Genomic DNA, 24,171 nt, shown 5'->3' with positions numbered 1-24,171 from the left:
TCATGCTTGATGCAACGGCGACAGAATGGGCTCCGTTAAGAGAAGATCTGAAACTCTTCGAAGCGCCAGAAGATGCATTCGGTGCGCCGACTTGGACACTAGAAGATCCAATCAGTGGGCAATTTTATCGTCTCGGTTGGCATGAAATGGAGATGCTAGCACGCTGGTCGCTGAACAGTGCTCAAGCGATTGCTGAGGATATTTGCCAGCACTTGACTTTGCTTGTCTCAGTAGAGGATGTGAAGGCCTTTTATAATTTTTTGCAGGGTCGCCATTTATTGATAAATACGCGTCTCGCCAAGCCTGAGAACGAAGCGAAATGGGATTCAATAAACCCTATTCGATGGCTATTACGCCATTATTTATTCATGCGCGTTCCCCTATGTCGCCCTGATGCTTTTTTAGCGCTTACTTTGCCTTTAGCGCGGTTCTTTTTCAGTCGGTTATTTATATTTCTCTCTGTACTTGCGGCTGTTCTAGGGCTCTTTTTAGTGAGCCGCCAATGGCAAGCGTTTACGCACACTTATATGCACTTTTTTTCTTTTGAAGGCATGTTAGCCCTTGTGTTGGCGCTTTTTTTCACTAAGTCGTTGCATGAGTTAGGGCATGCCTATACTTGCAAACATTACGGTGGAAAGGTTGCAACAATGGGGGTTGCTTTGCTCGTACTGTGGCCTGTTTTATACACAGACACATCGAGTGCTTGGCGATTAAAAAGTAAAGGGCAAAGGATGCTGATTGGTGCGGCTGGCGTCATCGTTGAATTGTTAGTGGGTGCTTGGGCACTGTTGTTCTGGAGTTTTATGCCAGAAGGAACGGGCAAGAGCCTTGCCTTTATGTTGGCTACGACGACTTGGATCTTATCCTTACTGATTAATTTAAGCCCCTTTATGCGTTTTGATGGGTATTTTTTGTTATCCGATTTTCTTGGAATAGCAAACTTACAACCCAGAGCTTTTGCTTTCACTCGGTGGAAGATTAGAGAATGGATTTTTGCGTTTAATCAATCGCCACCCGAGATTTTCTCTGTACAAATGCAGAGAGTATTGTTGAGTTATACGCTTGTCACCTGGTTGTATCGATTGTTTTTATACGTCGGCATCGCCCTTATGGTCTACCACTTTGCGTTTAAGTTATTGGGTATTGCTTTATTTATCGTGGAATTGTGGGTGTTTATTGTATTGCCTGTATTCAAAGAATTGAAAGTTTGGCAGCAGAAGAGAAGTATTATGAGTTGGAATAAAAACACCGTATGCAGTCTGACACTGTTGGCCTTACTGTTATTTGTATTGTGTTACCCATGGCAAAGCCAAGTCGGTGCGCCTGCTGTGATGCGATCTTCTCAACAGTTTAACCTATACGTTCCTGCAAACGCGCAGCTGCATCGTTCATTTGTTAAGTCTCATCAGACCGTAAAGAAAGGGCAAAAGCTATTTGAATTTGTTTCGCCGGAGCTGAATCAAGCAGCGGATAGGTTGACGTTGCGTATTACTCGATTGCAAAAACAAGCCGATGTTAATCCATTCAGTCCGAACGCTTCCGCCAGTGTGAAGGTGCTTAACGAGGAGCTTGTGACAGCCAACCAGCGTTTAACGCTAATCAACCAACAATTGGCACAGTTAACCCTAACCGCGCCCTTTGAGGGCGTCGTGATGAGGCAATCCAATCTGCATCAGGAAGGCGATTGGCTGGCCGCAGGGGAAGGGTTAGGCATGCTTGTTAATACCCGATCAAATACCGTCGAAGCTTATATAAAGGAAAGCGATCTCAATCGAATTAAGGTCGATTCTGCCGCGTATTTTATCCCCGAAAGCCTTTCTTATCCGAAGATGTCTCTATTCTTAGAAGGTGTTGAAAATATTGCTTCGACTAAATTAACTTCTGCACCGGAATTAGCTTCGGTTTATGGCGGAAGAGTGGCGGCTAGCAACGCTAAAAATGACCCAATTCCTATCGCTGAGGAAGCGGTCTATCGGGCTTTTCTAACACCAACAGAACCTAATGCGGTTTCGCCAAATTGGGTAATACGGGGTGAAGTCTATATTAATGCCAAGGCAGAAAGTCTATTGAGTCAGCTTGTGAAAAGAGTGGTCTCAGTCCTTGTTAGGGAATCTTCGTTCTAGTTTATTTCATTAGAGTGAAGTGCGATGCAGACGGTTAATCCCGGATGATTATTGATTAGCGTTAACTCGCCATTATGCAAAGTGGTGATAGCTTGAACTAGAGTGAGTCCCAAACCATGACCAAAAACATCTTGTTTACTGGTGAGCCGTTTGAAGCGCTTGGTGACAACAGATTGATCTTCTTCGGCGATCCCTTTTCCTTGATCAGACACCTTGATAAGGGTGTTACCTAATGAAGATTCTATGCTAAGAGTGATGATTTTACTGTTAGGCGCATACTTGAGAGCATTATCTAATAGGTTGGCAATGGCCTGAAAAATTAAGATCTTATCCGCATAAAAATGGTATTTTTTATTGGCCACTATGTTTAATTGAATATCGAGGTTTTCTGCCAGAGGTAGATAGTACTCATACGCTTCATGGAGTATGTCGTATGCATTTATTTTATTTTTTTGATGACTGACTTGTCCTGTTTCAACCTCAGACAAACGCATAATTGAACGAAATAACCTCTGGATTTGTTCTGTTTCTTTAATCGCCTCTTCCAGCTCCTGAAGCTCGTGCTCATCGGTTTTTTCAGACAAGTTGATGAGTTTATGTTGTAAGCGGGTTAATGGCGTTCTCAGTTCATGGGCAACATGGCTAGTAATGGTACGTACCTCGCCCATTAATGTTTCGGTGCGACTGAGAACCAAATTAATTTCTTTACCCAATTGGCCAAACTCATCACCGTTGTTCTTATAGTTGACTCTAACGTCGTGCTTGCCTTGTGCATACTGCTCTAAGACTTCGATGATGTGGTTTACGCGAAAGAGATTGTGCAGACTGAAAGGCAGACTAATCAGTAAGATCGACAATTGGATGGCCAGCAAGCCTGCACCTGTCATCAAAGGAATAATGCGCGTTTGTTGCAGCATGGGTTGAATGTTATAGGCATTAAAGTAAAGGCCGCCGTCAGCCAGAGGAGTCAACAACCCGAATAATTCACTGTGCTGGCTTTTTAACGATAAAATTTTGGGGGCATTCGACCGGTTGTCGCTCAAAATCAGAATTTGAGCTTGCGTAAGTATCGCCTGTTGGCCATATATCAGCTGATCTTGGCTATCCAGAATGAATGAAAAATGGTCTTTACGAGTGTCTAGTTGGTAATCGGTGGAGAGCTGATTAGCGAGCCATCTACTGTTGTTAAAAAGTCCTTTAAGTTTTTTATTTTCAAGGTTTTCAAAAATCATCCCGCGAACATGGCTTTTCATAATATTGCTGAGAACATGATCGCAAATGGGTATGGCGGCAGAGGAAATAAGTAAACAAATAAACGCAATGGTCGCAGCTTGCCGAAAACTGCTGCTATGAAGTAATGGCTTTATAAACACAGTTTACCCTAATACATACCCGACGGATCGAATGGTTCGGATGATGGGATTTTTTGAGCCGCCATCTAATTTGTTTCTAAGTTTTGACAAGTGAACATCCAGCACATTGGTCTGTGGATCAAAGTGGTAGCCCCATGCTTTTTCAAGCAACATACTGCGTGTCACTGTCTGACCTGGATGCTCAGCCAATACATAAAGCAGTTTGAATTCCTTGTTGGTGAGGTCTACTCGATGGCCGTCGCGAGTCACTTCATGAAGCTCTAGATTAATGATCATGTCTTTGATTTTTATAAAGTTACTAGATGCAACTTGTTTTGTACGGCAGTAAAGTCTTTCCAAACGAAGAAGTAATTCAGCAAAATCAAATGGCTTACCTAGGTAGTCATCCGCTCCGGCTCTCAGACCTTCAATACGATCTGAGGTCTGATCATTCGCGGATAAGATTAAAACCGGTGGATGAGACTCCTTTGCCAACAAGCCCAGCAGTTGAATGCCATCGATTTTTGGGATGATACGATCAAGCAAGATGACATCAAACACTTCTTCTTTAATGAGCTTAAGGGCATCTTCTCCATTATCGACTAATTTACATGTGTGCCCTGAAGCATGCAGTTTGCTGCTAATCCAATGACTGACAGAGACATCATCTTCAACAATCAGAATACGCATAGTATTTATCTCAGTAGGGTTTGAGTTTATAGAATTAGAAAACAATTCAGAAGATTTTAAAGTATAATGATAACTATTATCAATAAATATTTTAACGTAACTTTACAAGCCGTTTTGTCTAATACTGCAAATACTTATTTCAACTCTTTGTAATCGATAGATATTGATTAATTTAAGTGCTTAATTTCATTTCGGCTTCAGTCATATTAATTGATGCTCACATCCTACCAATGGCAACCTAAAGAGAACCAGCTTCTATTCATTAAGCATTCTTAATGCTTTGCCTATTGTATCGCCAATGAGAATCAATCTTAATATGTCTCGATTCAGGAACAACCACTATTGTGATATTGAGAGGAAGAGATGAAATCAAGCATAAAACGTTTTTTGTCTGACGAGCGCGGCGTAACAGCGATTGAGTACGGCATTCTTGCTGCGGCGATGGCGGCTGCCATCGGTGTCATATTTGGTTCAGACGGCGTATTTGTAACGGCACTAAAAGATCGTTTTTCTTCGATCGCCGATCAGATTACAAACACCAACAACCCTGGCACAGAATAGGCAATTGACACCCTTCATGTTTGATTTCGCCATGCCAGTCATCCTGACGTTTGCCTCTTTGTGGGTCATTGTGACGGATCTATTTTACCGACGTATACACAATCGTTTGGTGTTGATGCTGTTGGTGCTTTGGCTGGTTTCTGCCGCCCTATCTTTGATCATATCAGACGAAAATAGATCTGCGCTATTAGTGGATTTTGGTTATACGAGTTTGGGGGCTGTCGGCGTTTTACTGGTGGGGTTCTGCTTATTCTTGGTCGGTCAAATGGGTGCAGGAGACGTTAAGTTGATGTCAATTTTATGCTTATGGGTAGGCGTTGAGCAGCAGCTGATGTTTTTAGTAGTGACGGCGTTAGCGGGCGGCGTGCTGGCCTTGTTTTTGCCGTTTATTTCGCTCATCGAGCTTGCTGGCGCGAAAGCCATATTGCAGCTTTCAGAACGATATCCAGGTTTAAGAATTCCGGCTCCTATTGCGTTCTCCCGTGAAGGGGTGAAAGGACTGCCCTATGGACTGGCCATATCGGTTGGCTATTTTTATGTGCTCATAAGCCCTTTATTTCGTTAACACAAGAGTGAATGTTAAATGAAAGCTTCATCTGTTTTTTTTGTGTCTGGTGCACTGATTTTCGCATTGGGCGGAGCGCTTCTTAGTAGCGCTCTTCTAACTTCAGAGCCGTCACCAAAAAAGGTGGCTAAAGTTGTGCCGAAAAAGCCCAATTATCGAGCGGTTTTGGTGGCGTCAAATACGTTAAGGCCGGGGGACTTTATGAACGCAACGTCCATCGAGTGGCGAGCTGCAGACAAGCAGTATCCAGAAGATGCTTTTTTCCTAAAAGGATTGGATGAAAAAAGCCAATTGTACGGCGCGACCGTAACGCAACCGATTCCAGCCGGAACAGAATTAGAAAGCGACTTGCTGGTATCTCCGGGTGAGCCTGGATTCATTGCATCAGTATTAAAGCCGGGAATGAGAGCGGTGGCGATACCAGCTGATGTAGTAACGAGTAATGCAGGGTTAATCTCAGGTGGCGATCGTGTCGATGTGATTTTGAGTTTAAAAAGAGATTATGAGCAAGGGGCTGATAACAATCCACTCGCGACTATTAAGCTTCCTAAATTGGCCTCGCAAACCTTGTTGCGAAATGTCCGTGTCTTATCGCTGAACGGCACACTGGACGCCTTTCGAGAAAAAGTACAGAAAGTCGAATCAAAGAAAGAGAAGAAAACCGATTCAAACAAGCGTAAATCCTACGAAACCGTCACGTTAGAAGTGCTTCCCAAAGACGTTGAGCGGCTCACCGTTGCGCGCGAAGTCGGGATATTGCAATTAGCGCTAAGAAGCGTTCAAGGTCAAGGCCTTGCCTTGTCTACCTCCCCTGAAAAAGATTCAAAAGAATCTCAAAGTGAAGTCACCACGTTAGGGCAAGTGACTGACATTTATGACAGCTTCAAACCAATGGAAGACGACGATATGACCTCTGTGTTGATGTTCCGAGGAGAAGAGCAAGATACCGCAGAGTTCATGAATTAAGTGCGGCTCATGAACCGCTTAGTTAATTTTACAATGGAATTTTTTTGATGTTTTCCAAATACTATTTTTTAACATTGTTTGCCGTTTGCAGCGTTCAGTCAACGCTCGCTTTTGCCACCTATGATGTGGATCAACCCGCTGATAACAATAGTCGTATCGCCGAGTCTCGATTCGAAGAAGTTGCTGTCAGTGGTCAAGTTAAGCTGCACGTAAACCAAGGCACATTGCTTAATTTGCCAAAAGCCGCGTCAAAGGTATTGATCGCCAATCCACAAGTGGCCAGCTTCCAAATGCCTTCACCGGATAATGTTTTCGTGTTTGCCAAAGCACCGGGGGACACAACCTTATATGCATTAGATGAAAGCAACGATGTGATTATTGCGGTGACGTTAACATCAGGTTATGACCTAGAGGGATTAACCCGTCAGGTAGCAAAAGAGGTTCCCGGAACAGAAGTTCAGGTCGGTCCAGCAACAGATAAAGGATTAATTGTTCGAGGAACCGTTCAAACTCCGCAGCAAGCCAAACAAGTCATTAGCAGTGTGGAGTCGTATCTAGGAGCCAGCTCATCAGCAAACGGTCGGGGCGGTCAGAGTAACCAAAGTCTACGAATTGTTAATCAGCTTAAAGTTGCCTTGTCCTCGCAAGTGAACATCAGCGTTCGAATCGTTGAAGTGTCTCGTAGCCTAAGTCACAGCTTAGGGTTTAGTTGGGATACATTGTTTGACAACAACACAGGTTTTATCCGTAACGGCAGTAGCTTATTCGATGCCTCAACGGGTGTCTTCGATGGAAGTGGTATCACCAATGGGGTATTGGGCGGCACCATAGGCGACGTGGGTGGCGTACTTTCAGCGCTGTCTAGTGATGGTATGGCGAGTATTTTAGCAGAGCCTAACTTGACCGCCATGTCGGGTGAAACAGCGGGATTTGCGGTGGGCGGAGAAGTGCCTATCGTGATTCAGACAAACAACAGCGTAACCATTGAATATAAACAATATGGGGTCATTATGCGCATGACGCCAACACTCCTATCGCCCAATCGAATCAGTTTGCACATTGCCCCTGAAGTCAGTGACCTATCGGATGATGGATCCGTTGTGCTTAATGACACAACAATTCCAGCCTTTAAAGTTCGACGGGCGAATACCACCGTTGAGCTTGCCAGTGGTCAAAGTTTTGCGCTGGCCGGGATGCTTCGAAGCAGTGTCAGTCAAACGGTAAGCGGCGTCCCTGGCTTACGCAGTATTCCCGTACTAGGACGCATGTTTGAAACGGAAATAAATCAAAAGGAAGAAACGGAGCTGGTCATTATTGCAACGGCGTATATTGTCGAACCTACGTCAGCCAACAATCTTCAATCCCCGGCACAAGGCATCAGCACGATTGACGCGCATTTACCGCCTTTAGCATCGGCCGGTTATTTATATTGATCAAGAGGGTTCTAGTATGCGTATTTTTTCCATAAGTATTGTGTTTTTACTTTTTTTAAGTGGCTGTGATCACACCGTTCATCGTCTACGAAATGGTTCTTCTGAAGCGGAAAAAGGCACTCCAGCGTTTGTCGTAAAGCCAACGGTTTCGTCTATTTCATTGCAGTTACAAGAAAACGGGAGTTTAAAAAAGTCTGCTCTTGATGGTGTGAATGCTTTGTTACGAAACCAAGGGCGTTTATCCAGCCAAGTCATTAGGCTCCAGCCTTATACGGACAAAGGCAATGTATTCGCTTCGCATTTAAAAGATTCGTTGTTGTCGCTGGGTGTTCAGGAAAGCAAGCTCAAGATTTTGCCCATTCAATACCAAGCCACGACCACCGAGCCTGATTTAGAAAACGATAAACAAGACAAGTGGGATCTGTCGCTCACCTCTGAAGCCATGGTGGTAGTGACAAAGGATTGCAGCATTGAGGATTCACAAGCTTGGTCAGTACATTCATATGAGTCAATTGGAACACTGGGGTGTGCCAATCGTGCCAATATTGCGCAGATGGTTTCCGACCCTCGTGATCTCATTCGTGGCAGGATACTGGATGATGCTGATGGTGTTCATGCTGTTGAAGCGATGACACGTTATCACGAATCTGACGTGACACCGCTTTTAGATATCGATTTCAACGAAGACTAAGCTTGGAGATGCAAGATGAGTGATATAAACATGCAAACTGAGAAAGCGGCTTCAATCGTCTATTTTACTGCGCAAAAAGAAGAAAAAGCGGCCGTCTGTGATCGTTTGGTGAGGCTGGGGTACGCCAGTGATGTGGTGCATTCTGGCGGTATTTCAGCGGCTAATGAGTGGTGTAAGCACAACGCCATTCCTCATCTTATTTTTGCGGATATCGATAAAGTGAACACGCCTTTGCTCGCCGTGGCCGAACTGATCGAGCGAACAAGTCCCACCAGCAAACTGATTGTCGTGGGGTCAGATCAGAGCATTGATCAATATCGCGCATTGCTCTCCATTGGGGTGTTTGATTACTTGGTGAAACCCGCTCCTTTAGACATGATGGCCAAAATGATCCAGAAGGCACGCAGAGGCGACGAAAGTGAATCGTTCGGCACAGGTCGCACTATTTCTGTCACAGGGTCTTCAGGTGGAATCGGCACATCACTCGTTGCCTACGCATTGGGAAGATTGCTTTCAAATCAACACTACTTTAAATCAGCTTTAGTCGATTTTGACCGTAAAAATGGCTGTCTTGATCTGATGCTAGGGGCGCAAGGCGAGTCTGGCTTAGACAGCGTATTACAGACCGACAGGATCGATTCGCGTTTGCTAGAACGCTCTATGACAGAAATTGACGGTCGCTTGAGCCTACTGGCACAACAACCAAACTATCAAGCAAAAGACATCGACGATACCGATCAGCTGTTGCTGTTAGGGGCGGGGCTGTGCCGTATATTTAATCAAGTGATTTGGGATTTACCTTCTTCTCAACCCTATGGATCATTAGAAGTCTTAAAGCACAGCCAAGCCCGCATTATCTTGGTTGATCTGACCGTGGCCGATGCGAGAAATACCCTGAGATTACTCAACGAAATCGGAGATGAGTCAAACGGTCAGCGCATTTTATTAGTGCGCAATACCTGTCGCCAACAGAATGTCGATGTGATTACTCAAACCGCTTTTGAAGAATTTGTGGGACGAAAAATCGACATGCAACTGCCCTTTGTGGGGGGCGGCTTAAGTAAAAGTCTACTGCAAGGTAAATTGTCATTTGACGCGTTCCCTGAATTAACACGACATTTGCTGCACCTTACGGATCTGGCATGTGGGAAAGAACCTCAAGAACTCTCCTCTTCGCTTCCTTTTATGGCGTCTTTTTTGAGTAAACTTCGACCAAATAACACAAGCAAGAAGCTGCGCCTGAAAGGAGCACGATTGTGATCATTAAGTCGGCTTTAAAAGAAAAGCAAACGGTAAAGAAAGCGCCCGAACACTCTCCATCGGGGAGCACAGACAAGCCGCATGATCAGCCAATTTCACGGTCTAAAATGGCAGATGAGTCCAGCGACTTAAACTATAAGAATAAACGTTTGATTCGCCAGAAACTCTACGAGCAAATTGACCCCATTAAAGCGGCCACTCTAAGCCACGAGCAACTGAATCAACAAATTGAATCGATCATTCGAGGCATCTGTGACCACAACAGATTGCAGTTATCACTCGATGATGAGCAAACCATTTGCCGTGAAATGTTTCATGAAATGATTGGAATAGGTCCAATTGAACCTTTATTGTCCGATGATTCCGTGAACGATATTTTGGTAAACGGTGCTGGGCAAGTGTTTATTGAACGCTACGGAAAGCTTGAGTTATCGACCATCCGATTTATTGACGAAGAGCATGTATTGAACATTGCGCAACGGATTGCCGCAGCCGTTGGCCGCCGTATCGATGAAACTCAACCCATGGTGGATGCGCGTCTGGCGGACGGCAGTCGAGTCAATATAATCACGCACCCTCTTGCGATTGATGGCACATCAATTTCGATACGGAAATTCATGCGCCGCAACATGTCATTAGAAGTGTTAGAAAGCGGAAACGCCCTATCTACTGGTATGGTGACAGTGCTGCGCAGAGCGATGCAGGGTAAATTAAACATCATTGTTTCTGGCGGAACGGGCGCAGGTAAAACAACGCTTCTTAACGCCTTATCTCAAGAGATCAGCGGTGATGATCGAATCATCACGATTGAAGATGCTGCCGAACTTCAATTGCAACAAATTCACGTGGTGCGCTTAGAAACTCGCCCTGTCAGCGCGGAAGGAACCGGGAAAGTTGATCAACGCGATTTAGTGCGAAATGCGTTACGGATGCGACCAGATCGTATTATTTTGGGTGAGGTTCGAGGTGGCGAAAGTTTTGACATGCTACAAGCCATGAACACTGGACATGACGGCTCGCTTTGTACGGTACATGCAAACACCCCACGAGACGCCATTATGCGGCTTGAAAATATGGTGATGATGGCGGGAATGCAGTTGCCGCAAGAGGCCATACGACGACAAATCGCGAGTGCGGTCGATTTGGTCGTACAAGTTGAAAGAATGCGAGATGGCTCTCGTCGAATTGTTTCTGTGACAGAAGTGTGTGGTATGGAAGACGATGTCATTCAAACTCAAGAAATATTCGGCTTTCGAACTGACAGCGTTGATTCGTTGGGTAAAATTGTCGGGGAATTTGTATCCTCAGGTCAACGGCCCGCGTTCTATGCCACTCATTCTCATTATTTTCAGGACGTTGAGTAAATGAGCGCATTTAACCTGCTTCCCGTTGTAATTTTCAGCTTAATTCTCGGTGCATTTTTACTGGTCTATTTAGGCGTTCAAAGTCGCAAGAAAGCGAAACAAAGCGAAGCCTTTCTGACTTCATTGAAGCAGCAATTAACCATGAACCAACGTGCTGCCGTTGAAGAGTCGATGAACATTAAGCGAAACAATGCAGAATCGTTTTGGTTTGATTTGCCTATTATCGGTGGCTGGATCAACCGTATTTGGCTTGATTTTTCCTTGCTCGGTTGGCAAGAAAAATGGCGCTCTAGAGCCACACTATTAGCCACGCCTTGTTTGCTGCTGGGTTTTACCTTGGGCAAAAGCAGTCAATTCCCCATTGGAGCCAGTGTGTTGTTGTCCTTAGGGTTCTTTTTCGCCCTTATTGTTTTGTTGTACCGCAATGCGATGGGGAAGCATTTAAAAGAATTTAAGCAAAACTTACCGCAGGCCATTGATTCCATTGTACGTGTCGTAAAAGCGGGCGTACCTGCAACCAACGCATTTGGACTCATTGCAAACAACTTACCGGGTCCCTTGGCAAAAGAACTTGCCCTCATTGATAAATGGTTGTCGCTAGGGTTGTCATTGCGTCAAGCAATGCAAGATTCCGCCATCCGCGTGCCTCTTAATGAATATCGATTTTTTGCGGTCATTTTGGTGATTAACCAAGAAGCCGGGGGACGACTGAGTGATACGTTAGAGCGTCTTTCTGAAACATTACGCGAACGTCAGGAATTGGCTCTGAAGATCCGCGCCAAAACGTCAGAAGTGAGAGCCTCCGCGGTGATTGTGGCGATGTTAGCGCCTTTATCCTTAGCCTATATGTATTTCAATTCTCCCAAAGATTTTCAGTTTTTGCTAAGCGACCCCACGGGAAACAGTGTCTTGATCTATGCGTTTGGCAGCGTTCTGACTGGATTGGCAATTACGCACTTTATGATCAAACGGGTGATTCGATGAACGAACAGATGATACTCCCAGCACTCATAGGTTTTTTTCTGTGCGCTGCGGGCATGGTTTTACTGGCTCTGTATGTGCGAACCAAACCTAAGACGTTGGCCGAGCGGTTGGCGTCACAGCAAGATCCTGTCTTGGTTACAGCACTTGAAACTTCTCTTTTGATTGAAGCCGATATGGCCACCTCATGGTGGCGTAAATGCTTGGCTCCTATCGATCGTATCGGCCAAGAATTGGTCGGAACCGAAAGCGATCGTTTTGCAACGAGAAAGTTATTGTTGATGGCGGGGTTAAGACATTCTCAATCCTTAGGACTTTATACCTTCGGCAAGCTGGCAGTGGGTCTTTTCTTATCGGTAATGTTTGTCTTTTTTGTATTAGAAAAAGGCGACCGACTCAGCTTAAGCGCTTTAGCAGGCAGTTTGATCATTCTCTTTTTATCGTCATTCAGTGCAGAAATCTGGTTAAAGATGCGCGCAGCCAGCCGTGGAGGAAAATTGTCATCCAGTTTACCGGATGCATTGGATTTGATGGTCATTTGCGCGGAAGCAGGTTTGCCCCTAGGGCGTATTTTTAAAACCGTTTCTAAAGAACTGGCTTTTTCCTCACCGGAATTGGCCAAAGAGATCGGTTATACGCATGCTGAATTACAAATCCTCAGTGATCGATCAAAAGCGTTAATGAATTTGGCCGACCGCTGTGGTGTCGATAACGTCGCAGCCATGGTATCGACCTTGATACAAGCAGAACGTTACGGCACTCCCCTGTCTCAGGCTCTACGTACCATTTCGGTAGAAAGTAGAAAAAACATGGTTTTAGAGTTGGAAGAGAAAGCGGGAAAGTTACCGGCTCAATTAAGTGTCCCGCTGATGGTTTTCATTTTACCTCCCGTAATCGCCATGATGGGAACGCCCGCCATGATTCGCATTATCCGTATGCTAGGAAGTTAACAATGTCACTGATAAAAAACACTCACAATTCATTCCGTTTTGGCGCTCTAACCGCAACCGCACTCTTGTTAGTAATGCTAGCTGGGTGCTCCAGCCAAGTGATAAAAGACGGCGAACCAGTGATTGAGAACGCGCCCTACGAAGCAGAAAGTGCAGAGGAAGCGTTAAAATTGGCGCATTTATTAAGAGACAATGGCCGCTATAAAGCCGCTTATGAAGTCTACGAAAATATGGATGAAAAAGGCCAATTAGAAGGCGCTTTTGTATTGGAATATGCCAGCATATCTGCGTCTTTTTTGCCTCCACTGGAGGCCATTGCCTTGTTTAAGCGCGCCGAATTGGCGTTAGATGGCAACATAACTTCGGAACAAACGCAGGCAATTTGCGTCGGCATGGGCCGTGCTCATCTGGCGCTATCACAGTTCGAACAGGCTTCCTCTAATTTTCAATGCGCTCTTCAGGCCAACCCAAACAGTGTTGTCGCATTGAATGGTATGGGCGTTGTTTTAAATAAGCAGGGAAACTTTCCTGAAGCCTTAAAACATCTACAAAAAGCCATCGACTTATCCCCATCAAGTAAATTGGTGGTAAATAACTTATCTCTAACGTGGCTCGCTCTGGGAAAACATCAAAAAGCCATTAGTTTATTAAGGACAAAACACAATAACATGGCCATTTCGACTCGTCTTAATTTGGCCTTGGTGTATGTTTTTAACCATAGAGAAGACATGGCAAGGAAGGTGTTACTAGAAGCACTGCCTCAACAAAACACGGAACAAATACTCGATCAATATTCCTCTTCTCTTCATCGTGTGGAAAATGGCGTTGCCATCGAGACTGAACTTTTTGCGCTAAGCAACACGCCTATTCAATTAAAGGATCTGGACTAATGGGCTCTATTGCGCATTTTTTAAGGAATAAAGATGCCGTTGTTTCAATCGAAGTGGCTCTTATATTCCCCGTGATTTTATTTATATTGATGATGTTTTTTGAGCTGGCAAGAATCGCACTTGTTATTACCTTAGTTGACGTTTCTATTGAGCAAAGTGTGCAGAGTTTTAGAGAAGATGCTCTGTTTAATACCTTAACTGAAGAAGAGATAAAAACCACGACAAGTGAAAATATCATTGCGCACTCATTTAATATGATTCATGAAGACAGTATTCAAATTGAATTACAGCGATTCTCAAACCTAAATGAATTTGCAGATGTCAAAGAGTCTGAAAATACGTACTACTCTTTGCCAATTCTTAACTTTAGTGTGTATCTAAATGAGAATTTTATAACGCCATTGCCTCAGTTTTTTGGCCTCGGTGATTCATTCCAGCATGAATACCGACACGTTTTAGGCGATCTGTTAGGAGACGAAGCCTAATGCGCCGACGCTTTTTAGCCAACGAAAGCGGGGCAACCGTTATTGAATTTGCTTTGTCGCTCCCCATAATGTTTGGAATATTGTTAGTAAGCACCGACTTATACAACATCAATCGTATGAGGGGCGATATGGAGCAGGCATCTCATAATCTTGCTTCTATTTTGGCCAATCAGCAGGAGTGGAATGCCGACAGTTTTGACTATTTAATTGAACACATCATTGATAACTCAGTGGGTGAAGAGTATGAATTGATTGTATCCAAGGTCAATATAGATAGATCAATGGATTGGTCGCCCATTAGGCGGGGAGAGATAAGCGATGTCTGTGCTGAAAAGAGCTCTGGGAAGTACTATTCAGATCAAATGCCAGAAGAAGACCCCGATAGCAATACGGCCTCCTTTTTAGTTATTCAGTTATGCCGTTACAATGATGATTTGATAATAAACAGTGGTTTGTTGGGCAGTAAAAAAATGGAATCGACGTCCATAAATCGCCTGCTTTATCATTCTGTTGTGTTGGATAAGAGACTTTCTGGGGAAGTCGGTGTGGAATATGAAGAATAAGGGCGAAGAAACAAGGTGCTGACAAAAAGTAAACAATTTATGTATCAAGTAATCGCCGTAATTAGTTTAGGGCTGGCGATATTTGGTGTCATTACCCCAGGTTTTCCGGCAACCGAGTTTGTTTTGTTATGTGCTTGGTCTTCTGCAAAAGGATCGCCTAAAATTCATACTTTCTTACACACCAACCGTTTAACGGGGCCTGTTTTATACAACTGGAAGCACGGTAAAGTGATTTCATTTAATAATAAAATCATTTCATCGATCAGTATGTTGTTATGCGTTGTTTTTTTATTGTACAGCGAGCTTAATGAACTTTTGGTTGTTTTTGCTTTGTTTGGTATCTGTATTAGTTTTATTTTAGTTTGGTCTCGGCCAAGTCGAATTAACATTGATGAAGAATTGTGAGTTTTTCTTAATATAAAGAGCATGGCTTTTTCAGTGTGGCGTTTTTATTATTTGGAGACGTTTAAACATGAATGAGGTATCACATGGAAACCACACAAGAAAAAACGGAAACGCTTACCTTTGCCAAAAGACTGAAGTATTCAACGCGCACCAACCACGATAGTGTCGACTCATTGGTAATGAACTCAGAGCCATTTGCAAACGAAGAAAACTATATAAAGTTTTTGCGTTTACAGCATATTTTTCACTTGTCTGTTGCTCCCTTATACCAAAATGCTGATCTACAGGCCTTGTTTCCTGGTTTGGCTGATCTGCCTCGATTGTCAGCGGTTGAATCGGATCTGAATGATTTGGGCTTAAAGGCAGATGTTGATGCGTCTCTATTAGCAACGCCGACCAATTTGTATCAAGCCATTGGTTGGCTCTACTGTAGTGAAGGCTCCAATATCGGAGCGGCGTTTTTATATAAAGAAACACAGAAGCTGAAGTTTGATGCAGAGCATGGTGCTAGGCATTTAGCTGCTCACCCAGAAGGGCGAGCGCCACACTGGCGTAAGTTTGTAGCTCAATTAGATGCGTTGTCGCTAACGGAAGAGCAAGAAGCACAGGCGGTTAAAGGGGCAATGGATGCTTTTGCATTTTATAAGAAGACATTATCGAACTTGAACTCTTAAAGCCAGTGCTGAAACATAAGTATTATGGCGGCTACTACCACTAAGGGCAGATAACATTATCTGTCCTTTCTATGTTTAATAAGACTTACTTTACCTTAGGCCTCTCCTCTTCTTATCCCTACCATATTGGCTTAGCTACAGAATGGTCTACATTGCTTTTATTTGAATTTCTTTGAAAACATTCGAGTTCCTTGAGGTATGAAAGAGCCTTTTACTCAACTAAATGTCTGTTTTCGTGATAAATCTTATGATCTGTAATAAATTGATGTTATCCAACGTCTAGGATAGTGCTATTGTCAGATCCATATTATTTATAAAAGAGGGTTTTCTATGCGGGGGGTTACTAGTATTCGTGCTCGTCTAAGAGCGAGCTATTTAGTGTTATTGGCATTATTGGTCTTGGTGGTTGTGTTATCCGTCAGTCGTTTTCAGCTTTTGTCCGGTAACATCCGCAGTATCGTTGATGAGAATGCTGCTTTGGTGGAGCTGACTGGTGAACTGAATGTGAATGCGGAAAGCTTGGCAAGTCGTTTGTTATTACTGTTCGTTCTGGAAGAGCGAGATGCTCGGGTAGCAATTTATAAAGAAATTGATGAACGCAATAGAAATCTAGACAGCAGTCTTGAGAAAATGGCTCTGTTGGTACACACCCCAAAAGATAAGGGCAGTATTGAAGGGTTAAAAAAACAACGTAAGGTCTATCAGGAAGCTCTTCAGGCAACCGTCGAGGCGTTAGAGTTCGGTGAACTTGAAGAAGCTAAAAAATTGATGGCTGGTACTACTCGTAATGAATTACAAACGTTTTTAAAACAGACGTCTGCGTTGTCTGAATACCAACGTGATCTGATGCAACAGCGTCAGCAGAAAGTCTTGTCTGAATCTGAATTAGCCATTTGGTTAACGGTAGGTGTTGGTCTTCTCGCGGTTCTAATTGGTTTGGTAATGTCGGTTTTGATCTCTCGCAGCATTGTTAATCCACTGAATTATGTGATTGCCCTGTTAGACAAATTTGCTCATGGTGACCTTTCTCAAAACATTACCTCTGAGCAGAAGGGCGAGATTGGCCAGTTACTCGAGAGTGTTAAGCGTATGCAAATCAGTTTAGCTGATGTTGTCATGAAAATTGATAGAAGCGCTAAAACAGTGGTGAGCGCGGTGGAGGAGATTCGTACTAATGTGGCGGATGTTAACCACGGCTCTAATGCTCAAGCGGTTATGGCGAGTGACATTCAAGGTTCTGTTAGTGAATTGTCTAATGCTGCGAATGTTATGGCAGATCACGTCAGCGTATCGCGTAATCAAGCCGAAGATGCGCATGGTTTGGCCAAACACGGTAAAAAAGTGATTACTTCAGCAGCAACGGACATTACCGCTGTGGCGGCTTATATAGAAGAAACGTCCCAAGCGGTTGCTGAGTTAAATCAAAGTGCCATGACGGTAACTGAATTTGTGAACAGCATTCGTAATGTTGCAGAACAGACGAATCTTTTAGCACTGAATGCATCTATCGAAGCCGCTCGTGCCGGAGAGAGTGGTCGAGGTTTCGCCGTAGTTGCCGATGAAGTTCGGAATTTGGCAACGAACACAGCGGAAGTGACGGCTTCCATTGATAAAGTGATTACCACTATTAGTAGTTTGTCGATGCAAATTTCTAATGAAATGGTGCAAGGTCAAGAAAAAATGCGTCATGGTGTCGCGCAAATCGAAGATGTTGTCGCGCCTCTTAGCCAGTTAGAAGCAGATGCTGCCAAGTCATTAGAAAGTCTCGATGATTTGTCGCAATTAGCTCAACAACAGGCAAGGGAAGCGAATGATATTGCTGAGCATGTCACGCGTATTGTGGAAGTCACAGTCAGCAATGAGCAAACATCAAAACGTTTGAGTAAACTCACTGACGCTTTATCTGGTGCTGCAGAGCAAACAGACGAAGCGACGTCGACGTTTATCTTGCCGGCTAAGTAAGAAGTTTATTCACGTTTAAATATCAAACGATCTAAAGAAAAAGCACCTGCACCACGCCACATTATTAACAAGGCTATCGTTAGCCATGTGGCGTGGGTTGGGTAAGCATCTGGGTAGACAAAAAGCTGAATCACTAAAGTCATTCCCGCTAAACCAAGCGCGGCAAAGCGTGTCAAAAATCCACTCAAAATTAAAATAGGCAAAATATGTTCTGCCAAAGTGGCTAAAGTTGCCGCAATGACTGGTGATAACAATGGCAGATTATATTCATACTCAAACAGAAACAGGGTAGACTCTTTTAAATGTGGCCAGCCTAGCTGCATTTTCATTGCGATAATATCCAACGAAAAGCCTTCTATTTTTGTTTGCCCAGCTTTCCAAAACACCGCAGCAATAGAAAAACGTGCCACGAATAAAATTAAGGATTCGGGTATTTTTTTAAATATATTCTCAGTCGTTTGTAGCATAGCAGACATCATAGGTTGCCCCTTATTATTGGTTTTCTTTTAGGCGCCAGCTTCAGAGATTTTCGTGAGAAGCCTCCAATCAATGAGTTTTGCCAAACTGGAGCCGGGATCAAAATCATTATCGTCAGGTATTGCTTCACCAAATGCTTTACCTTGCATAAGATGCTTGATGAAAACGGCATCTGCGCGACTAACAATATGCACTTCAGCGAACAAATGAGACTTTGACAGAAGTAAGAGCTCGCTTTCCTCTATCCTTATATCAGTTAACGAACAACTTTTGCTATTTTTATGAGCTAGGTAAATTGACCCAATTGCAAATGGCGCAACAAGAATTTGTGTTGTTGGCGATAAGGTAAGGTATAAGTTGGCTGGATCGGATATGTTATTAAATGCCGCTACAACGTCTTCGCGTTCAAGCGTTTTGTTCTCTTGAGCATTAGTAAGCGTCAAAAGACTAAACTCAAGAGCAGCAAGATCACCTAAAAATGACACGCTTTTCGCTGGTTCAAAATGACGAATAAAGTCGGTGAAGTTGTCACCATAATCACTGATTATCGGTGATATAGGGGGATTAAGTTGGATAAACTCACGCGCCATAGCACGGAAAAAATCTTCACCAACAATAGTTTGTGTTACAGGGAAAATATCGGCTAGAGAATCTATTAATGATACAAAAACATTGTTGCGATATACGTTAAAACGCGCTTCTTTTTCGCTGTCTGAGTCGCCTTTCATTGCTTCGTAAAAGTCATTATTTTGATTAAATAAGGCAGATTTAAAAGATTTATTCATCTTCATTTCCCTGTTTAACCGCAGCTCTTATCGTGTCAGCGTGTAGAGCTTCAGCCAATAACTCTGTTAACGCAGGTAGATTGCCATCTCGCTCAATTAATGTTGGACGATCGCCAATAGTAGCCAAGGTATGTCGATATAAATCCCATACGCCTGGAGAGACTGGTTCGTCGTGACTGTCTATTTTTAGCGGAACGATCGGGTTGTTATCTATCGTGTGTCCAGCAAGATGAATTTGCCCGACAGCATTGCTTGGAAATTCATTGATGTAGACGTATGGGTCTGTTTGGTGGTTGAAGCAAGATACTTCGACATTATTTACATCCAGTAGTAGACCACAGCCTGTGCGATGGACCATTTCACGAATGAAGTCGGTTTCACTGCGGTCACAGTGCTTGTATTCGAAATAGGTCGATGGATTTTCGATCAATATACGACGTTTGAGTGCCGTTTGAAGTTGATCAATATGGTCACAAACTCGATTCAACGATACTTTGTTGTAAGCGACTGGCAATAAATCATTTAAGAAGGTGTTGCCATGTGTTGACCATGCAAGGTGTTCGGAAAAAAACTCTGGTTGTATGTCATTCACAAGCTGAGTAACACGATGTAAGTGTTGTTTATTTAGTGGCATTTCTCCACCAATAGATAGCCCGACCCCGTGGATTGTGCAGGCATATAATTCACGAATTTTTTGCAAGTAATGACGTGCAGGACCGCCTTGGCTCAGGTAATTTTCGGCGTGAACTTCAAAGAAGCCGAGGTTAGGGCGAGTATCGAGAACTTCGTGGTAATAGGAAGGCTTAAGGCTAATGCCTGTTTTTATGATAAAGCTCGAAGGCGCAGAAGCGCCTTGGCTTTGAATTGACTGAGATGACATAGGTTATTCGTCTTAGAAGGCTTTTAATTGGCCGTGGCCAGTAGACGATGTTTTAGACTCTAGGTCGGTACAAGTTCCAGCAGGCACTAATTTCCAAGCGTTTGACTGATAATCTGTTTTAGATGTGCCCGCACAAGAAGTACCTGGGCCTGCTGCACAATCATTTTGACCCGCCAATGCAACCCCGTAGCATTTTTCTTTACTGGCCGCTTCAGCTGGAGCTGCAACAGCAGTAAGAGCAATAGCAGTACCAAGAGCAAGAGATAAAGATGTTTTAGTATTTTTCATGGGTAAATCCTCATTCAACATAAAAGGGAAAGACAGAAATATCTTAATTGGTTACTGTTCTTTGACGTTATAGCGATAAAATTTATTACACAAAAATAAAAATTTATTTTTCTTCCGGTTCTTTTGCTTGGGCATATGACTTGGATAATTCTCGAATCGTCTCCATTTGTTTACCAAACTGACGGCAAGGTCCACAAATCGCAGTATGCATGGCAAGCGCCATTTTTTCTTTGGTGGATAAAGGCCGATCGAGCTTCTCCGAAAGCATCTGGGTCGCGTGTTTGCATTTTATCATTTTACGACTTCTCCTTTTGAAACCAGTGATCTTCTAAACATTCTCGTAAGCGTAGACGCGCACGATATAAAGTGACATTTAGACTGCTTACCGACACCTCTTCGTTATGACATATTTCAGGAGTATCCATCTCAAGAAACTCACGCATCATAAATAATCGACCGTATTTTGCTGGCAAAGCATCTAAACATGCATCGAAAATACGCCAAAAGTGCTCATTTTCAACGCCATGATCTGGTTGGTCCCATTTCTTTGGGCGCTCATCCTTTTGCCAGTGACCATTTTCTTCGAATAAGTGCTCTAGTAATGCCTCACCGCTTAGGTTTGGTCCATCTTCGAGTTGGCTTGCTGAGGTATGTCGTTTTTCCTTGCGTAATAAGTCGATGATCTTGTTCTTTAAAATGGAAAATACCCAAGTTTTAAATGCCGCCTGTCGTGCAAAACGCTCAATATTTTGATACGCAGAGAACATAGCTTCTTGTACTGCGTCTTCTGCTAATTGATTGTCTCGCACTTGAAGCTTAGCGAATTTGAACATTTGTGTACGTAATTCTTCAATAAAAACAGCATCTTGAAAGATATTCTTTGCTGCAGACTGATCTACTTCAACAGAAACATTCGCATGTATCATTTAAGCCTCTAGGTGTGCGTAATAGTTAGACGATGTGGGGTTAATATTTATTACAGTACGGGCATGTTATTTTCGCAAATCCTTTCTTATCTGTTTTTGCTGCTTTTTTGACTTTTGCCTATAGCGACGTTGCTTTTTGGGCCTGTGCTTCTGCTAAGTACTCATCTTTCAGTTTGACGTAGTTCAGTCCGGCATACTGAAAGTATTCGATCTCTTTATCATTGAGAGGACGGATTTGTTTCACCGGAGAGCCCATATACATAAAGCCTGTTTCTAGACGCTTACCAGGTGGTACCAACGAACCGGCACCAATGATGACCTCATCTTCAATCACTGCGCCATCAAGAATAGTCGTCCCCATGCCAACTAATACTCGGTTGCCAACCGTACAGCCGTGTAACATCGCCATGTGCCCAACCGTGACATCATCACCGATTGATAACGGATAACCTTCAGGTTTGTAGGTGCTGGCGTGAGTGATATGTAAGCAGGAGTTGTCTTGGACACTGGTTCTAGCGCCAATCGTAATACGATGCATGTCGCCACGAATCGCGACTAAAGGCCAAACGGAGCTGTCTTCACCAATGGTGACATCACCAATAATGACAGCACTATCATCGACCCAAACACGATTGCCAAGTTGTGGTGTTTTACCACGGAAAGATTTCATCGTCATAAATCCTCTCTTATAAGGGCTTGTGAATAGAATGTGTTATTAAATGAAGGAACTATTAACACAATAGGCTTTTATGCATTGAAAAAGTGTTAAGACAACCTATCTTAGTAAGCATAGTATTGACCAATGCATTACAGCGTTCAATTAATATAAAAGGATATCATGATATGTCACAGTCTGTATGGGACGCGACCAGCTTACCGAACTTCACCGACGTCGATGTTGCAAGCATCGAAACAGATCTAGAAAAGCTGTTAAAGCACAACCAAGAAGCCATTGACGCCTGTGTGAGTGAAAACACTAATCCAACATGGCAAAGCCTCGTATTGCCTTTGGATCAACTGCACGATGACCTCAACAATTTTTGGTCACCAATAGGCCATTTGAATTCAGTTAAAAACACACCAGAACTGCGGGCGGCTTATAATGCTTGCTTGCCGAAATTGACCCAGTTTTATACGGATCTTGGGCAAAACAAAGCCTTGTACCAAGCCTACAAAAATCTTGCTGAAAGCGATGCTGCAAAAACACTAACGCAACCACAAAGCGAAGCCTTGAAGCAAACCATCCGAGACTTCGAATTGTCCGGCGTTGGCTTAGAAGGGGAAGCTAAAAAGCGTTATGGCGAAATCAGTCAGCGTTTGTCTGAGTTGGGTAGCCAGTTTGGTGAAAACGTATTAGACGCGACACAAGCCTGGAGCAAGTTAATTACTGACAAAAGTGAACTGTCTGGCTTGCCTGAGTCTGCGTTGGCACAAGCCAAACAAATGGCCGAAGTCAAAGAAAAAGACGGCTGGTTGTTTACTTTAGATTTCCCATCTTACATTCCAGTGATGAGTTACGCCGATAATGCAGAGCTGCGCGAAGAAATGTATCGCGCTTTTGCGACTCGCGCGTCAGATCAAGGTGGCGACATCACATTCAATAATGCGCCTTTGATCGACGAGATTTTGGCATTGCGTCATGAGATGGCCCACATTCTTGGTTTTGATAATTACGCTGAATTGTCTGTTGCGACTAAGATGGCGGACAATGGCCAGCAAGTTATCGACTTTTTGGAAGATCTCGCCAAAAAATCAAAAAGCTCGGCAGAACAAGATCTTGCACAACTAACAGCGTTTGCGAAAGACGAAAACGGCGTGGAAAAATTGAATGCGTGGGATATGACCTACTACGCAGAAAAATTGCGTCAGCATAAGTACAATATCTCCCAAGAAGAACTGCGTCCTTACTTCCCAATGAACAAGGTTTTATCAGGATTGTTTCACGTGGCACAAACCTTATTTGGCGTAGATATTCGCGAAGAAAAAGAATTTGATAGCTATAACAAAGACTTGCAACTTTTCACCATCAGCAAAGACGGCGAAGACGTTTCTCGCTTCTATCTAGATCCTTATGCTCGCGAAGCAAAACGCGGTGGCGCATGGATGGATTCTTGTCGTACTCGTCGTCGTTTGAATGACGACCGTTTACAGCTACCGATTGCGTATCTTGTGTGTAACTTTACACCACCAATTGGCGACAAACCTGCCTTGTTGACGCATGACGAAGTCACCACCTTGTTCCATGAATTTGGTCATGGTCTGCATCACATGTTGACCCAAGTGGACGTTTCATCCGTATCCGGTATTAACGGTGTGGCATGGGATGCTGTCGAATTGCCAAGCCAATTTATGGAAAACTGGTGTTACGAACCAGAAGCGTTGGCTCATATTGCCGGTCATTACGAAACGGGCGAAGCATTGCCACAAGACTTGTTAGACAAAATGTTAGCAGCTAAAAACTTCCAATCTGGCATGCAGATGATGCGTCAGTTGGAATTTTCCTTGTTCGACTTCCGTTTGCACATGGAATACCAAAAAGGCATTTCTGTTCAATCGGTGCTTGATGATGTTCGTAGCAAAGTGGCTGTTACCACGCCTCCTAACTTTAACCGCTTCCAAAATAGCTTCTCGCATATTTTTGCGGGTGGTTACGCAGCCGGTTACTACAGCTATAAATGGGCGGAAGTCTTGTCAGCCGATGCGTTCTCTAAATTCGAAGAGGACGGCATCTTCAATAAAGATACCGGCGTACGCTTCCGTGATACCATATTGGCCAACGGTGGTTCTCGCCCAGCAGCGGAATTATTCGCTGAATTCCGTGGTCGTGAACCAAGCACCGATGCCTTATTGAGACACAGCGGCATCGCGGCATAAAACATAATGTAACTAATAATTGGATG

General features: G+C 43.6%; 26 protein-coding genes. 17 read left to right on the top strand and 9 right to left on the bottom strand.

All coding sequences use genetic code 11. The features are described from left to right. The first annotated feature begins 2 nt into the window (after positions 1-2). The gene (locus tag DFP80_RS07700; RefSeq protein ID WP_113916220.1) at positions 3-2,123 is read left to right on the top strand and encodes an efflux RND transporter periplasmic adaptor subunit; all 2,121 of its coding nucleotides are present in this window, start codon (positions 3-5) and stop codon (positions 2,121-2,123) included. Here the strand turns inward: DFP80_RS07700 and DFP80_RS07695 are convergent. Then, positions 2,120-3,496, bottom strand: coding sequence for a sensor histidine kinase (locus DFP80_RS07695; protein WP_113916219.1), 1,377 nt, complete (start codon positions 3,494-3,496; stop codon positions 2,120-2,122). The two genes, DFP80_RS07700 and DFP80_RS07695, sit on opposite strands and share 4 nt — an antisense overlap. 3 nt (positions 3,497-3,499) lie before the next feature. Continuing rightward, positions 3,500-4,165 (bottom strand): response regulator transcription factor, encoded by a 666-nt coding sequence (locus tag DFP80_RS07690; RefSeq protein ID WP_113916218.1) that lies wholly within the window; start codon positions 4,163-4,165, stop codon positions 3,500-3,502. Between the two features lie 363 nt (positions 4,166-4,528). Here DFP80_RS07690 and DFP80_RS07685 point away from each other — a divergent pair, with 363 nt between their 5' ends. The 15 genes from DFP80_RS07685 to DFP80_RS07615 all read left to right on the top strand — a co-directional run bounded on the left by DFP80_RS07685 (position 4,529) and on the right by DFP80_RS07615 (position 17,915). Beyond that, positions 4,529-4,726, top strand: a complete 198-nt coding sequence (locus DFP80_RS07685; RefSeq protein WP_013663210.1) for a Flp family type IVb pilin — start codon at positions 4,529-4,531, stop codon at positions 4,724-4,726. Between the two features lie 16 nt (positions 4,727-4,742). Then, positions 4,743-5,291, top strand: a complete 549-nt coding sequence (locus DFP80_RS07680) for an A24 family peptidase (protein WP_113916217.1) — start codon at positions 4,743-4,745, stop codon at positions 5,289-5,291. Between the two features lie 18 nt (positions 5,292-5,309). Beyond that, the gene (gene cpaB, locus DFP80_RS07675) at positions 5,310-6,257 is read left to right on the top strand and encodes a Flp pilus assembly protein CpaB (protein ID WP_113916216.1); all 948 of its coding nucleotides are present in this window, start codon (positions 5,310-5,312) and stop codon (positions 6,255-6,257) included. Between the two features lie 47 nt (positions 6,258-6,304). Continuing rightward, positions 6,305-7,690, top strand: coding sequence for a type II and III secretion system protein family protein (locus DFP80_RS07670; RefSeq protein ID WP_113916215.1), 1,386 nt, complete (start codon positions 6,305-6,307; stop codon positions 7,688-7,690). Between the two features lie 16 nt (positions 7,691-7,706). Then, on the top strand, positions 7,707-8,381 hold the full coding sequence (locus DFP80_RS07665; RefSeq protein ID WP_113916214.1) for a CpaD family pilus assembly protein: 675 nt from the start codon (positions 7,707-7,709) through the stop codon (positions 8,379-8,381). 15 nt (positions 8,382-8,396) lie between these two features. Next, a complete protein-coding gene (locus DFP80_RS07660; RefSeq protein WP_113916213.1) occupies positions 8,397-9,641 on the top strand; it encodes a CpaE/TadZ family protein in 1,245 nt (414 codons plus the stop codon). Continuing rightward, positions 9,638-11,005: a TadA family conjugal transfer-associated ATPase gene (locus DFP80_RS07655; protein WP_113916212.1), complete on the top strand. Its 1,368-nt coding sequence runs from the start codon at positions 9,638-9,640 to the stop codon at positions 11,003-11,005. The genes DFP80_RS07660 and DFP80_RS07655 overlap by 4 nt, the downstream gene beginning before the upstream one ends. Then, complete coding sequence (locus DFP80_RS07650; protein ID WP_013663217.1) at positions 11,006-11,989, top strand: type II secretion system F family protein; 984 nt, start codon at positions 11,006-11,008, stop codon at positions 11,987-11,989. Then, complete coding sequence (locus DFP80_RS07645; protein WP_113916211.1) at positions 11,986-12,936, top strand: type II secretion system F family protein; 951 nt, start codon at positions 11,986-11,988, stop codon at positions 12,934-12,936. The genes DFP80_RS07650 and DFP80_RS07645 overlap by 4 nt, the downstream gene beginning before the upstream one ends. A gap of 2 nt (positions 12,937-12,938) precedes the next feature. Further along, entirely contained in the window at positions 12,939-13,826 is an 888-nt protein-coding gene (locus tag DFP80_RS07640; protein WP_113916210.1) for a tetratricopeptide repeat protein, read from the top strand. Next, entirely contained in the window at positions 13,826-14,311 is a 486-nt protein-coding gene (locus DFP80_RS07635; RefSeq protein WP_013663220.1) for a TadE/TadG family type IV pilus assembly protein, read from the top strand. Before DFP80_RS07640 ends, DFP80_RS07635 begins: the two co-directional genes overlap by 1 nt. Further along, positions 14,311-14,874, top strand: a complete 564-nt coding sequence (locus DFP80_RS07630; RefSeq protein WP_113916209.1) for a TadE/TadG family type IV pilus assembly protein — start codon at positions 14,311-14,313, stop codon at positions 14,872-14,874. The genes DFP80_RS07635 and DFP80_RS07630 overlap by 1 nt, the downstream gene beginning before the upstream one ends. A gap of 39 nt (positions 14,875-14,913) precedes the next feature. Continuing rightward, entirely contained in the window at positions 14,914-15,279 is a 366-nt protein-coding gene (locus DFP80_RS07625) for a YbaN family protein (RefSeq protein WP_241560237.1), read from the top strand. An 83-nt stretch (positions 15,280-15,362) separates the two neighbouring features. Further along, a complete protein-coding gene (locus tag DFP80_RS07620; RefSeq protein ID WP_113916207.1) occupies positions 15,363-15,953 on the top strand; it encodes a biliverdin-producing heme oxygenase in 591 nt (196 codons plus the stop codon). A 330-nt stretch (positions 15,954-16,283) separates the two neighbouring features. Beyond that, positions 16,284-17,915 carry a methyl-accepting chemotaxis protein gene (locus tag DFP80_RS07615; protein ID WP_113916206.1) on the top strand — a complete coding sequence of 544 codons (1,632 nt, stop codon included), beginning with the start codon at positions 16,284-16,286 and terminating at the stop codon, positions 17,913-17,915. A 5-nt stretch (positions 17,916-17,920) separates the two neighbouring features. Here DFP80_RS07615 and DFP80_RS07610 read toward each other — a convergent pair whose 3' ends face one another. From DFP80_RS07610 to DFP80_RS07580, 7 genes are all read right to left on the bottom strand, one after another. Beyond that, a complete protein-coding gene (locus tag DFP80_RS07610) occupies positions 17,921-18,394 on the bottom strand; it encodes a DoxX family protein (protein WP_206610586.1) in 474 nt (157 codons plus the stop codon). A 27-nt stretch (positions 18,395-18,421) separates the two neighbouring features. Next, positions 18,422-19,177, bottom strand: a complete 756-nt coding sequence (locus DFP80_RS07605; protein WP_158601359.1) for an HvfC/BufC N-terminal domain-containing protein — start codon at positions 19,175-19,177, stop codon at positions 18,422-18,424. Further along, positions 19,170-20,057 (bottom strand): MNIO family bufferin maturase, encoded by an 888-nt coding sequence (gene bufB / locus DFP80_RS07600; RefSeq protein ID WP_113916204.1) that lies wholly within the window; start codon positions 20,055-20,057, stop codon positions 19,170-19,172. Before bufB ends, DFP80_RS07605 begins: the two co-directional genes overlap by 8 nt. A gap of 12 nt (positions 20,058-20,069) precedes the next feature. Next, a complete protein-coding gene (locus DFP80_RS07595) occupies positions 20,070-20,345 on the bottom strand; it encodes a BufA1 family periplasmic bufferin-type metallophore (RefSeq protein ID WP_113916203.1) in 276 nt (91 codons plus the stop codon). A 103-nt stretch (positions 20,346-20,448) separates the two neighbouring features. Beyond that, a complete protein-coding gene (locus DFP80_RS07590; RefSeq protein ID WP_113916202.1) occupies positions 20,449-20,640 on the bottom strand; it encodes a zf-HC2 domain-containing protein in 192 nt (63 codons plus the stop codon). Between the two features lies 1 nt (position 20,641). Then, on the bottom strand, positions 20,642-21,271 hold the full coding sequence (locus DFP80_RS07585; RefSeq protein ID WP_113916201.1) for an RNA polymerase factor sigma-70: 630 nt from the start codon (positions 21,269-21,271) through the stop codon (positions 20,642-20,644). A 118-nt stretch (positions 21,272-21,389) separates the two neighbouring features. After that, positions 21,390-21,947, bottom strand: coding sequence for a gamma carbonic anhydrase family protein (locus DFP80_RS07580; protein ID WP_113916200.1), 558 nt, complete (start codon positions 21,945-21,947; stop codon positions 21,390-21,392). Between the two features lie 167 nt (positions 21,948-22,114). Here DFP80_RS07580 and prlC point away from each other — a divergent pair, with 167 nt between their 5' ends. Beyond that, positions 22,115-24,145: an oligopeptidase A gene (gene prlC / locus DFP80_RS07575; RefSeq protein ID WP_113916199.1), complete on the top strand. Its 2,031-nt coding sequence runs from the start codon at positions 22,115-22,117 to the stop codon at positions 24,143-24,145. Positions 24,146-24,171: the final 26 nt, after the last annotated feature.

This window comes from Marinomonas rhizomae (assembly GCF_003315485.1).
GTDB classification, from domain to species: Bacteria; Pseudomonadota; Gammaproteobacteria; order Pseudomonadales; family Marinomonadaceae; genus Marinomonas; species Marinomonas rhizomae.
The sequence above is the reverse complement of the archived record's forward strand: the minus strand, read 5'-3'. Positions and strand labels throughout refer to the sequence as shown.

Coding starts and splice junctions, on each gene's coding strand:
- DFP80_RS07680 (WP_113916217.1), top strand. CDS start 4,743: ATGTTTGATTTCGCCATGCCAGTCATCCTGACGTTTGCCTCTTTGTGG.
- DFP80_RS07650 (WP_013663217.1), top strand. CDS start 11,006: ATGAGCGCATTTAACCTGCTTCCCGTTGTAATTTTCAGCTTAATTCTC.
- DFP80_RS07595 (WP_113916203.1), bottom strand. CDS start 20,345: ATGAAAAATACTAAAACATCTTTATCTCTTGCTCTTGGTACTGCTATT.
- cpaB (WP_113916216.1), top strand. CDS start 5,310: ATGAAAGCTTCATCTGTTTTTTTTGTGTCTGGTGCACTGATTTTCGCA.
- DFP80_RS07580 (WP_113916200.1), bottom strand. CDS start 21,947: ATGACGATGAAATCTTTCCGTGGTAAAACACCACAACTTGGCAATCGT.
- DFP80_RS07670 (WP_113916215.1), top strand. CDS start 6,305: ATGTTTTCCAAATACTATTTTTTAACATTGTTTGCCGTTTGCAGCGTT.
- DFP80_RS07635 (WP_013663220.1), top strand. CDS start 13,826: ATGGGCTCTATTGCGCATTTTTTAAGGAATAAAGATGCCGTTGTTTCA.
- DFP80_RS07645 (WP_113916211.1), top strand. CDS start 11,986: ATGAACGAACAGATGATACTCCCAGCACTCATAGGTTTTTTTCTGTGC.
- DFP80_RS07630 (WP_113916209.1), top strand. CDS start 14,311: ATGCGCCGACGCTTTTTAGCCAACGAAAGCGGGGCAACCGTTATTGAA.
- DFP80_RS07605 (WP_158601359.1), bottom strand. CDS start 19,177: ATGAATAAATCTTTTAAATCTGCCTTATTTAATCAAAATAATGACTTT.
- DFP80_RS07620 (WP_113916207.1), top strand. CDS start 15,363: ATGGAAACCACACAAGAAAAAACGGAAACGCTTACCTTTGCCAAAAGA.
- DFP80_RS07685 (WP_013663210.1), top strand. CDS start 4,529: ATGAAATCAAGCATAAAACGTTTTTTGTCTGACGAGCGCGGCGTAACA.
- DFP80_RS07615 (WP_113916206.1), top strand. CDS start 16,284: ATGCGGGGGGTTACTAGTATTCGTGCTCGTCTAAGAGCGAGCTATTTA.
- DFP80_RS07585 (WP_113916201.1), bottom strand. CDS start 21,271: ATGATACATGCGAATGTTTCTGTTGAAGTAGATCAGTCTGCAGCAAAG.
- DFP80_RS07610 (WP_206610586.1), bottom strand. CDS start 18,394: ATGATGTCTGCTATGCTACAAACGACTGAGAATATATTTAAAAAAATA.
- DFP80_RS07700 (WP_113916220.1), top strand. CDS start 3: ATGCTTGATGCAACGGCGACAGAATGGGCTCCGTTAAGAGAAGATCTG.
- DFP80_RS07590 (WP_113916202.1), bottom strand. CDS start 20,640: ATGATAAAATGCAAACACGCGACCCAGATGCTTTCGGAGAAGCTCGAT.
- DFP80_RS07665 (WP_113916214.1), top strand. CDS start 7,707: ATGCGTATTTTTTCCATAAGTATTGTGTTTTTACTTTTTTTAAGTGGC.
- DFP80_RS07660 (WP_113916213.1), top strand. CDS start 8,397: ATGAGTGATATAAACATGCAAACTGAGAAAGCGGCTTCAATCGTCTAT.
- DFP80_RS07625 (WP_241560237.1), top strand. CDS start 14,914: ATGTATCAAGTAATCGCCGTAATTAGTTTAGGGCTGGCGATATTTGGT.
- DFP80_RS07690 (WP_113916218.1), bottom strand. CDS start 4,165: ATGCGTATTCTGATTGTTGAAGATGATGTCTCTGTCAGTCATTGGATT.
- bufB (WP_113916204.1), bottom strand. CDS start 20,057: ATGTCATCTCAGTCAATTCAAAGCCAAGGCGCTTCTGCGCCTTCGAGC.
- prlC (WP_113916199.1), top strand. CDS start 22,115: ATGTCACAGTCTGTATGGGACGCGACCAGCTTACCGAACTTCACCGAC.
- DFP80_RS07640 (WP_113916210.1), top strand. CDS start 12,939: ATGTCACTGATAAAAAACACTCACAATTCATTCCGTTTTGGCGCTCTA.